Annotated in this window: 7 protein-coding genes and 1 tRNA gene; 5 read left to right on the forward strand and 3 right to left on the reverse strand. The window is 60.8% G+C overall.

Annotated features, from left to right (window positions below; genetic code table 11):
• Window positions 1-114: 114 nt before the first annotated feature.
• The 3 genes from I2E45_RS03315 to I2E45_RS03325 form a co-directional block, all read right to left on the reverse strand.
• Window positions 115-190: transfer RNA gene (locus I2E45_RS03315), tRNA-Ala, on the reverse strand.
• Window positions 191-260: 70 nt separating this feature from the next.
• A complete protein-coding gene (locus I2E45_RS03320; protein WP_195444268.1) occupies window positions 261-902 on the reverse strand; it encodes a thiamine diphosphokinase in 642 nt (213 codons plus the stop codon).
• A gap of 9 nt (window positions 903-911) precedes the next feature.
• Window positions 912-1,601, reverse strand: a complete 690-nt coding sequence (locus I2E45_RS03325; RefSeq protein ID WP_006233915.1) for an HAD family hydrolase — start codon at window positions 1,599-1,601, stop codon at window positions 912-914.
• Between the two features lie 331 nt (window positions 1,602-1,932).
• Between I2E45_RS03325 and glgB the strand changes: the two genes are divergently transcribed.
• From glgB to glgA, 5 genes are all read left to right on the forward strand, one after another.
• A complete protein-coding gene (glgB, locus tag I2E45_RS03330; RefSeq protein ID WP_195444360.1) occupies window positions 1,933-4,182 on the forward strand; it encodes a 1,4-alpha-glucan branching protein GlgB in 2,250 nt (749 codons plus the stop codon).
• 93 nt (window positions 4,183-4,275) lie between these two features.
• A complete protein-coding gene (locus I2E45_RS03335) occupies window positions 4,276-6,702 on the forward strand; it encodes a glycogen/starch/alpha-glucan phosphorylase (protein ID WP_195444270.1) in 2,427 nt (808 codons plus the stop codon).
• A 107-nt stretch (window positions 6,703-6,809) separates the two neighbouring features.
• Window positions 6,810-7,958: a glucose-1-phosphate adenylyltransferase gene (locus I2E45_RS03340; protein ID WP_118205661.1), complete on the forward strand. Its 1,149-nt coding sequence runs from the start codon at window positions 6,810-6,812 to the stop codon at window positions 7,956-7,958.
• 4 nt (window positions 7,959-7,962) lie between these two features.
• Window positions 7,963-9,090 carry a glucose-1-phosphate adenylyltransferase subunit GlgD gene (gene glgD, locus I2E45_RS03345; RefSeq protein WP_195444272.1) on the forward strand — a complete coding sequence of 376 codons (1,128 nt, stop codon included), beginning with the start codon at window positions 7,963-7,965 and terminating at the stop codon, window positions 9,088-9,090.
• A gap of 90 nt (window positions 9,091-9,180) precedes the next feature.
• Window positions 9,181-11,505, forward strand: a complete 2,325-nt coding sequence (glgA, locus tag I2E45_RS03350) for a glycogen synthase GlgA (protein WP_229058804.1) — start codon at window positions 9,181-9,183, stop codon at window positions 11,503-11,505.
• Window positions 11,506-11,630 lie beyond the last annotated feature (125 nt).

Raw genomic sequence — 11,630 nt, forward strand, 5'->3', positions numbered from 1 at the left:
CGACGGGAAACGAAAAAGCCCGGTTTAAAACCGGGCTCGAACAAACACGCCTATTGACAATGGCTTTCTCATATTAAAAGACCTTCGGAATTCCGAAGGCCTTTGCATTCACGATGGTGGAGACGAGGGGGATCGAACCCCTGACCTCTTGACTGCCAGTCAAGCGCTCTCCCAGCTGAGCTACGCCCCCGTGACGAGGAGATACTATAGGGGAAGTTGGCGCGGCGTGCAAGGACTTTTTTGGGTCAGTTTCTAAATGCCTATTGATATAGGTAAGCGATGGCGGTGCCGGTGCGGACTTGGATTGTGGCTGTTGATCTGACGACGTTGCTGATGCCCGTGTCGGCTAACAGGTCCAGGGGGCTGTGATCTAGTTCCCACTCTAGGCCGTGCTCGCTTACCTCGGTGTTGGGGGCTATGGCGATGATGGAGAACGTCTTGCCTTCGGCACCTTCGATGGTCCACGACTCGTCAGCGTGAAGAATACGGGCGACCACCTTGTCCTCGGCAATCCAGACTGCGGCGTCATCGTAGCCCGCGAGCAACCCTAGTACGGACAGGGCGATGTCGGGACGACCGCCGGTGGCGCAGGTCGCAACCACTTCGGCACCCGGCCAGCGACGGCGGACGGAATCGAGCGCCAGCGCCAGATCGGTATAGTCCTTGTATGGGTCGTGGCGCTCAACTTCAAAGTCGGTGGCGGCATCGACCAACGCACGACCCGCATCACTCACCGTGTCGGCATCCCCCACATACACGTCGCAGCCCAGGCCGGCACTCAGTAGCGCGTCGAGTCCACGGTCCACGGCGACAACGTAATCGCACTCCTTCGCTAGCCTACGCAACAGATCAGCGCTCGCCACCACGGGCGAGCCGCAGACTACAAGTACTTTGCAAGCCACAGCCCTCGCCTATCCCTCAAACGAAAGAACGCGGGCCAGATCCAGCTCCTCGTAGCTGTCGATAAAGATATCGCAGTTGGCGCGTACGTCGTCGCGCTTCATGCGGCCATGCGGGTCATAGATGCCCACACGCTTAAAGCCGGCGGTGCCAGAGCTCTTAAGGCCAAAGACGGCGTCCTCAAACACCCATGCGCACTCAAACTTGTGCCCATGACGCTCCTCCAGACGGCACAGCGCCAGCTCGTATACGTCGGGGAACTGCTTGGAACGACCTGCCTCGCCCGTGGTGGTCACAAACTCCATGTAGGCGTCGAGCCCGGCGCCAGCGAGCGCAGACTGCACCAGCTCGGCCGGCGTGGACGTAGCCACGCACATGGCAATGCCTGCCGCCTTCGCCTGCTCCAAAAACGCCAGGAGCCCCTCGCGCGGCGGCACCTTGGAGTAGCCATCGATCAGGATGTCGCTAAGCTCGCGATACAGCTCCTCGCCATTCGCGCCAATGCCCCACGTGTCGTGGTAGGCCTGGCACTCGTCCTCGAGCGACAAATGCTCAAACTGGGCAAAATCGTCGACCGTCACGTCGACACCGTGGCGGTGCAATAACTCGGGCTGGGCATAGGCCCAAACGGGCGTGCTATTTACCAGCGTGCCGTCGCAATCGAAAACAAAAGCAACCTTGGGAGCGGCGGTATGGGACATAAACGAACCTTTCGATATCAAATGGTAAACATCCTGCTAAAAACGTTTTACCAAACGTCAGCCAAACAATTTTGAAACCCAAATTGGTAAAACTGTCAAGAGTTTTACCACGTCAAATCTGCCAGTGGTATAAACATGTCGCTTACCGATTAAACGCCCCCGCAAATCCGCTTTCGTCCATAAAACTAACGCACAGGTGTTATCGTAGTTTCTGCCGAAAGTTCCACCGAGCACGCGAGGTGGAACGAATCACAGAAACTTCGCCGTCCCTTCGATTCGTGCAGCCTTGGACCTTTCGCATCTAGTCACCAAGGCAACACGCTGCCGCGTCATGATGGGATCAAACGTGAGCGATACAAAGCTAAAGCCAACGGCTAAAAAGCCCGCAACCCGCAAACCGGCTCCGCACACACCGGAGCTCTCCAAGGACGATGTCTACCTGTTTGGCATTGGAATGTGGGAGCGCAGCTGGGAAAAGATGGGCGCGCATCCCGACACGCAGCAGCGCACGCGCGGCTGGCGCTTTTGCGTTTGGGCGCCCGACGTAAAGAGTGTCCATGTCATTGGTGAATTTAACGACTGGGATGAGCAGGCCAACCCGCTGGTGCCCGTGCATACGAGCGCTATTTGGGAAGGCTTTATTCCTGGCGCCGAGCAGGGTCAGCTCTATAAATATCTTATTGAGACCAACGAGGGTGAAAAGCTCTACAAGGCCGATCCGTATGCCTTTAAGGCCGAGTGCCCTCCGGGTACCGCGAGCGTGCTGTGGACCCTCGATGGCTACAAGTGGAACGACGCCGCGTGGCTCAAGCGCCGCGCCAGCCACAACCACATGTCGCAGCCGCTCAACATCTACGAGGTGCATATTGGCTCGTGGAAGCGCCACGGCGACACGCCACAGGGCGAGCCCGACGAGTACGGCAACTACCCCGGCCCCATGGATCCTTTCCCCGCGCAGCGCGGCGAGTTCTACACCTACGACGACTTGTCGGTGGAGCTCGTGGACTACGTGCGCGACATGGGCTACACGCATATCGAGGTCATGCCGCTCATGGAGCACCCCTTCGATGGCTCCTGGGGCTACCAGACGACCGGCTACTATGCCGCCACGTCGCGCTACGGCAACCCGCAGCAGCTCATGCACTTTATCGATGCGTGTCACGAGGCGGGCATCGGCGTGATCATGGACTGGGTGCCCGGCGGCTTTTGTGCCGACTCCCACGGCCTTGCCACCTTTAACGGCCACATGCTGTTTGAGCACGAGATTCACCCCAACTGGGGCACGCACAAGTTTGACTTCGCTCGCGGCGAGGTCCGCTCCTTCCTGGTCTCCAACGTGCTGTACTGGCTCGAGAACTTCCACGTTGACGGCATTCGCATGGACGGCGTGTCCAGTATGCTGTACCTCAACTTTGGCATCGACGATCCGGGTCAAAAGAAGTTCAACAAGTACGGTACCGAGGAGGACCTGGACGCCAGCGCGTTCATTCGCCAGGTCAACTGCGCCGTTGAGGCTCACTTCCCCGACGTGATGATGATGGCCGAGGAGTCCACCGCGTGGCCGCTCGTGACCTACCCGCCGCAGGACGGCGGCCTGGGCTTCCACTACAAGTGGGACATGGGCTGGATGAACGATACCCTGCACTACATGCAGACCGATTTTCCGTGGCGCCCCGGCAACCACGGGCTGCTCACGTTCTCCATCATGTATGCCTTTACCGAGAACTTTATCTGCCCGCTGAGCCACGACGAGGTCGTGCACGGCAAGTGCTCGCTCATCGGCCGCATGCCGGGCGACTGGTGGCGCCAGTTTGCCGGCCTGCGCACGCTGGCTTTCTACCAGATGACGCATCCCGGTGCCAAGCTCAACTTTATGGGCAACGAGATCGGCCAGTTTATTGAGTGGCGCTACTACGAGTCCATCCAGTGGTTCCTGACCGAGGAATACGAGACCCATCGTCATCATCAGGCGTTTATCAAGGCGCTCAACCACCTGTACACCGCCGAGCCCGCCCTGTACGAGCGCGGCTACACCGACGACGGCTTCACCTGGATCGACGCTGACAACTCCAAGCAGTCCATCGTGAGCTTTGTACGCCAGGGCGAGGACGTCGATGACGACCTGGTGATCCTGATCAACTTTGACCCGGCGAGCTACGAGAGCTTCCGCGTGGGCGTGCCGCGCGAGGGTGACTGGGAGGTCATCTTTGACTCTGACCGTCCCGAGTTTGGCGGCAGCGGCTATGCCGGTGAGGAGCCCTACACCTGCTCGAGCGAGCCCTATCCCTGGAACGGGCAGATGGACTCCATCGAGATTAAGGTGCCCGGCCTGGCTGGCGTGGTGCTTAAGCGCCGCGGTCCCAGCAGCTATAAGCCGCCCGTGGTCGAGGAGCCCAAGAAGGCGACGCGCAAACGTACGTCCTCGGTAAAGCCCAAGTCCGCGGCTGCTAAGAAGGCTCCGGCTAAGGCGAAGGCTGCCAAGGCTTCGGCCAAGTCCAGCACGGCCAAAAAGGCAGCCACCAAAAAGGCTGCTCCCAAGGCCAAGGCAGGTGCTGTTAAGACTCCTGCTAAGAAAGCGTAACAAAGGCGTTACCTCTGCATTTACCCGCCCCGCCGGGCGTAGGATACAAGTCATAACCGTTCCGGGAGAAACATCCCCGGGGGAAAGGAACGTATGAATAAGATCTTCGACAACAAGCAGGAGTTTACCGAGCTCTATCGCGATGCCGTCATGAGCATTAGCGGCAAGAGCGTCGAGGCCGCCAGCGACCTCGACCGCTTTAACGCCCTGGCCAAGCTCGTGGCCGAGAAGGCCCGCACCGTTGCCACCAAGAGCGACGCCCGTGCGGCCGCCGAGGGCAAGAAGCGCGTGTACTACTTCTCGATCGAGTTTTTGATCGGCCGCCTGCTCGACAACTACCTGCTCAACTTTGGCGTGCGCGACATGGTCGCCGAGGCGCTCGACGACATGGGCTTTGACCTGTCCGTCATCGAGAACCAGGAGCCCGATCCGGCTCTGGGCAACGGTGGTCTGGGCCGTCTGGCCGCGTGCTTCCTGGATTCTATGGCAGCCGAGGGCATTGCCGGCTACGGCAACGGTATGCGCTACCGCTACGGCCTGTTTAAGCAGGAGATCGTCAACGGCAGCCAGGTCGAGGCCACCGACGAGTGGCTCACCCACGGCTATCCCTGGGAGGTCCGCCGTCAGGACAAGGCCGTGACCATTAAGTTTGGTGGCCACGTCGAGGGCTTTGAGGAGAACGGCCGCACGTTCTACCGCACGGTGGACACGCAGGACATCCTGGCCGTCCCATATGACATCCCCGTTGTGGGCTATGCCGGCGAGACCGTCAACAAGCTGCGCGTCTGGGCCGCAGAGCCGGTCGAGGAGCACTTCGATCTGGAGGCCTTCAACCGCGGCGACTACGCCCTGGCCGACGCCGAGCGCGCCGAGGCCGAAGCCATCAGCGCCATCCTCTACCCCAACGACGCCGGCGAGCACGGCCGTCTGCTGCGCCTGAAGCAGGAGTACCTGTTTGTCTCGGCCGGCATCTACAGCCTGCTCGACACCTTTGAGAAAGAGCACGGCGCGAACTGGGAGCTGCTGCCGCTGTTTGTGGCCATCCATACCAACGATACCCACCCCGCCATGTGCGGCCCCGAGCTCATGCGTATCCTCATCGACGAGAAGAAGCTCGAGTGGGACGACGCCTGGAACATCGTGACGCAGGTCGTGAGCTACACCAACCACACCATCCTGCCCGAGGCCCTGGAGAAGTGGCCCATCGGCACGTTCTCCAAGCTCCTCCCCCGCGTGTACCAGATCATCGACGAGATCAGCCGTCGTTGGCACGAGTCGTTCGACACCACGCAGGAGGGCTGGCAGGAGCGTCTGCGCCAGACTGCCATCCTGTGGGACGGCGAGATTCGCATGGCCAACCTGTCCGTGATCTGCAGTCACAGCGTTAACGGCGTGGCCAAGATCCACTCCGACATCATCAAGAACATTGTGCTCAAGGACTTCTACGCCCTGACGCCCGAGAAGTTCAACAACAAGACCAACGGTATCTCGCACCGTCGCTTCTTTGCCGAGGCCAACCCCACCTATGCCAAGCTCGTGACCGAGGCCATTGGCGACGGCTGGCTGAGGGACGCCTTTGAGCTGGAGAAACTCAAAGAGTTCCAGAACGACAGCGAGTTCCTGAAGGCCGTGGGTGCCTCCAAGCGCGCCAACAAGGAGCGTCTGGCCGCCTACGTTAAGGCCGAGACCGGTCTGGTCATTGACCCCAACACCGTCTTCGATGTTCAGGTGAAGCGCTTCCACGCCTACAAGCGTCAGCTCATGAACATCATGAAGGTGATGGACGTCTACAACCGTCGCATCGCCGACCCCAACTTCCACGTGACGCCGACGACCTTCATCTTTAGCGGCAAGGCTGCCTCGAGCTACACCTTCGCCAAGGAGACCATCCGCCTCATCAACTCCGTCGCCGAGGTCGTCAACAACGACCCACGCGTCAACGAGGTCATGAAGGTCTGCTTTATCCCCAACTTCCGCGTGAGCAACGCCCAGCTCATCTACCCCGCCGCCGAGATCTCTGAGCAGATTTCGACCGCCGGTAAGGAGGCCTCGGGCACGTCCAACATGAAGCTCATGATGAACGGCGCCATTACGCTAGGCACCCTCGACGGCGCCAACATCGAGATCGCCGATCTGGCCGGCCGCGAGAACGAGGCCATCTTTGGCCTGACCGCTCCCGAGGTCGAGCAGCTCTGGGCGTCTAACAGCTACTTTGCGTGGGATACCCTCAACGGCGACCGCGAGCGTCTGGGCCGCGTGATGGACGAGCTAAAGGACAACACCTTTGCGGGGCTTTCGGGCAACTTCGAGAGCATCTACAACGAGCTCATGAACAACAACGACCCCGACCTGGTCATGGCCGATTTCCGCAGCTATGTGGATGCGTGGGAGAAGCTTACTGGCAGCTACGGCGACCAGGAGACCTGGAACCGCAAAGCACTGCTCAACACCGCCTCGAGCGGCTGGTTCTCGAGCGACCGCACCATTCGCGAGTACCGCGACGAGATCTGGCACGCGTAAAGGCGTGCGAGTTCCCTTTGCCAGCACGGCATTACTCGACGGGCGCGACCGAGCGCCGCGCCCGTCGCTAATGGGTTTAGGAACATCGATGACAGAAGGAGAAATCGATGAGTAAGAAAGAATGCATCGCGATGCTCCTCGCAGGAGGACAGGGCAGCCGATTGGGGGCACTCACCCAAAAGATCGCTAAGCCGGCGGTTAGCTTTGGTGGCAAGTTCCGCATTATCGACTTTTCGCTGTCCAACTGCTCCAACTCGGGCATCGACACGGTGGGCGTTCTGACGCAGTATCGCCCCTACCTGCTGCATGCCTATGTGGGATCCGGCGAGGCCTGGGATCTGGACAGCCGTGACGGCGGCGTGTCGATCCTGCCGCCGTACGAGACGCAGACCGGCGGCGCCTGGTATGCGGGCACGGCCGACGCCATTACGCAAAACCTCGACTACATCAAGGCCAACGACCCCAAGTACGTCCTGATTCTTTCCGGCGACCATCTGTATCGCATGGATTACCGCAAGATGCTCAAGACGCACATCGAGAACAACGCCGACCTCACGGTGAGCGTTATGCCCGTGCCGTGGGAGGAGGCCAGCCGTTTTGGCATCCTGACCACCGACCCCGAGGACGGCCGCATCACCAAGTTCACCGAGAAGCCCGATAAGCCCGATTCGAACCTCGCGTCAATGGGCATCTACATCTTCTCGGCCGACGTGCTGATCGAGGCGCTCGAGGAGGACGCTCTGGACCAGCGCTCGAGCCACGACTTTGGCAAGGACATCATCCCCAAGCTGCTCGGCGAGGGCAAGCGCCTGTACAGCTACGAGTTCCACGGCTTTTGGAAGGACGTCGGCACCATCGCCAGCTTCCACGAGACCTCGATGGACCTGCTGGGCAACAACCCCGAGTTCGATCTGTTTGACAAGAACTTCCCCATCATGTCCAACATCACCACGCGTCCGCCGCACTACATTGGCCCGGACGGCCGCCTGGACGACTGCCTGGTCTCCAACGGCTGCAAGATCTACGGCACCGCTCGCCACTCGATCCTTTCGACCGATGTCATCATCGAGGAGCGTGCGGTGGTCGAGGACTCCGTGCTGCTGCCGGGTGCGCATGTTAAGAGCGGCGCGCACATCTGCCGCGCTATTTTGGGCGAGAACTCCACGGTCGAAGAGGGCGTGAAGCTCGGCTCTGTCGATACCACCAAGGATACGGCCGTCGTTGGAAATGACGTCGTTATCGGGAAGGGGGAATGATCCGATGATCAATCGCAAGGCCATCGGTTATATCACCGCTAACTACTCTTCGACTTACGGCAGCGTGCTGCTCAAGGACCGCCCCATCGCGTCCGTTCCGTTTTTGGGCCGCTACCGCCTGATCGACTTCCCGCTGTCCAACATGATGAATGCCGGCATCAAGACCGTCGGCGTCGTCATGCCGGGCAACTACCGCTCGCTGATCGACCACGTGGGCTCGGGCAAGGACTGGGGCCTGGACCGCAAGAAGGGCGGCCTGTTCATGGTGCCCGGCAACGCGTATGGCACCACTAAGGGCGGCATGCGCTTCTTGCTGCGCGACATCATCTCCAACAAGACGCTGTTCCAGCGATCGGACAAGCCCTATGTTGTGATGATGGGCACCAACATCATCTTTAACATGGACCTCAACACCATCATCGACGCGCACGAGAACTCCGGCGCCCAGATGACCGTGGTGTACTGCAAGGCCACGCGCAACGTCGATGACGAGACCAAGCTCGAGATTAACGAGAACGGCCGCCTGACGGGCGTGAGCGCCGGCGTCGTGTACGGCGACAACGCCTCCATGGACTGCTGCATCGTCAACCGCGAGACGCTGCTCGAGATTATCGATCACTACCAGGCCGCCGACTATCTGGACCTGCTCGAGGCACTCCAGGGCGACTTTGGCAACATCGACGTGTGCAGCTACGAGTACAAGAGCGAAGTCGTGGGCGTGTTTAGCGAGAAGTCGCTCTATCGCCGTAGCATGGACCTGCTCGACCAGACCGTGGCCGACCAGCTCTTTGACCCCGAGCGCCCGATCCTGACCAAGGCTCACGACGTGCCGCCTTCGCGCTATGCGACCGGCAGCCACGCGTGCAACTCGATCATCTCGGCCGGCTGCATCATCAAGGGCACCGTGCGCAACTCGATCCTGTCGCGCGGCGTCGTGGTCGAGGAAGGCGCCTCCGTGACCAACTCGATCATCAACCAGAGCTGCATCATCAAGAGCGGCGCCCGTGTTGAGAACGCTATCCTGGACAAGAACAACGTGGTTCCCATCAACACCGAGCTTCGCGGCACGCCCGAGAACATCCTGGTGCTGGGCAAGGCTCCGTTAACTTCTGATACCACGATCGTGCGTTAACGTTGGTACCGCAACATCGCACGTAACATGCAGAATAGCCGCCCGGTTCGCGCCAGGCGGCTATTCTCGAATAACAACATGGGAGACAATATGGCTGATTCCAGCAAAAAGATGCAGATCGTGTTTGCCTCGGCCGAGTGCGCGCCGTTTGTGAAGACCGGTGGCCTGGGCGACGTGGCGGGTTCGCTGCCAGCGGCGCTTGTGCGCGCCGGCGCCGAAGTCATCGTCATGGTGCCCAAGTACGCCACCATCAAGGACGAGTACAAGGCGCAGATGGAGCACTTCTCCGACTTTTACGTGAGCCTGGGTTGGCGCAACGAGTACTGCGGGCTTGAGAAGCTCGAGCACGACGGCGTCACCTATATGTTTATCGACAACGAGCGGTACTTTGCGCGCGACTATCCGTACGGCTTCTTTGACGACGGCGAGCGTTTTGCGTTCTTCTCCAAGGCCATCACCGAGAGCCTGCAGCACCTGCCGGCCGGCTTTGAGTGCGACATCCTGCACTGCAACGACTGGCAGACGGCACTGGCGCCCGTGTTCTTGCGCGAGTTCTACCAGGGCCTGCCGCTGTACGATCGCGTCAAGACCGTCTTCTCGATCCACAACGTGGCTTTCCAGGGCCAGTTTAGCGACACCGTGATGGAGGACATCCTGGGCGTGGCGCATATTCCGGCGGCCGCCTCGCAGCTGCGTTGCGACGCCTGCAGCATTAACTACATGCTGGGCGCCCTGCGCTATGCCGACGCCATCACTACGGTGAGCCCTACCTATGCCAACGAGATCCAGACGCCCGAATTTGGTGAAGGCCTGGACGGCGTTCTGCGCGAGCGTTCGTACGCGCTGCAGGGCATTTTGAATGGCATCGACGTCGCGGGCTTTGACCCGGCGACCGACAAGCGCATTGCCGCCAACTACACCGTCGAGGACCGTTCTGGCAAGGCCGTGTGCAAGGCCAAGCTGCAGGAGGAACTGGGCCTCGAGGTTCGCGACGACCGTCCGCTCATGGTGATGGTCACGCGCCTGACGCGCCAGAAGGGCATGGATCTGGTCATGTACGCGCTCGACCGCATCCTGTCCGGCGGCGTGCAGGTGGCGGTGCTGGGCACCGGCGACCGCGACTACGAGGACGGCCTGCGCTACTTCCAGGACAAGTACCCCGGCAACATGGCCGCACGCATCGAGTTCGATCCGGCGCTGTCGCAGCGCATGTATGCTGCTGCCGACATGTTCCTGATGCCTTCGAAGTTTGAGCCCTGCGGCCTGTCGCAGATCATCGCCATGCGCTACGGCACGCTGCCGATTGTTCGCGAGACCGGTGGCCTGAAGGACACCGTGCAGCCGTACAACGAGTTTACCGGCGAGGGCACGGGCTTCTCGTTTAGCAACTTTAACGGCGACGAGATGGGCGATGCGGTATTCCGCGCGGCGCGTCTGTTCTGGGATAACCGCGACGCCTGGAACCAGCTGGTCACGCAGGCCATGAGCCAGGACTTTAGCTGGACGCGCTCGGCCGATAAATATCTGGACCTGTACTTCTTTATGCACCCGGAGATTGAGCGCCCGGCGGCGGTTGTCGACGAGCCTGAGGCTGCACCTGATCCGGTGGCCGCAGAGGAGCCCAAGGCCGAGGAGAAGCCGGTTGAAGCTGAGCCCGCAAAGGCCGAGCCTGAGGTGAAGGCTGAGGTTGCTCCTGAGGCAGAGACCGAGGTCAAGCCCGCTGCAAAGCCCGCAGCTAAGAAGACCACGACTCGCAAGACGACGGCCAAGAAGGCTACGACAACCAAGACTGCCGCCACCAAGACCGCCGCAGCAAAGACGACTGCTGCCAAGGCAACGACCACGCGCAAGCGCACGACCGCCGCTGCTAAGAAGGCCGCAGAAGCCGAGGCTGCTCCCGAGGTAAAGGCCGAGGTCGCTGATGCCAAGCCGGCCGCCAAGGCTCCGGTAAAGACCGCTGCCAAGAAGACGACCACGACCAAGACCACGACCGCCAAGAAGGCCACGGCTACGAAGTCGACAACGACCAAGGCCGCTGCGACGAAGGCTGCTACGAAGACCACTACGAAGGCTGCTGCAAAGCCCGCCGTCAAGGTCGAGGAGGCGGGTGCCGAGCCCAAGGCCGAGGCAAAGCCGGCCGCCAAGACCACCACGCGCAAGCGCGCTACGACGACGGCCAAAAAGGCCACGACCAAGGCCGCTGCTCCCAAGGCAGAGGCTACGGCCGAGGACAAGCCCGCAGTAAAGGCCGAGCCGGCACCGAAGGCCGCTGAGGTCAAGACCGCTCCGAAGGCTACTGCAAAGACCGAGCCCGCCAAGGAGACCCCGGTCTCCCCCGCCGCTCCGGCAGAGAAAAAGGCTCCGTCCAAGAAGACGTCCGTCCGCAAGGCCACGGCCACCCGCAAGCGCCGCTAGCCCACAGACGATCCAAAACCTAATCAAACCCTATGTAAGGGGCGCTCCAACCGGGCGCCCCTTCTCTGTAGGTAGTTGGTAAAACGATTTTCTAGGACAACCGTTCGCCGATGGTAAACGGATGT

This window comes from Collinsella aerofaciens (genome assembly GCF_015555045.1).
GTDB lineage: Bacteria > Actinomycetota > Coriobacteriia > Coriobacteriales > Coriobacteriaceae > Collinsella > Collinsella aerofaciens_W.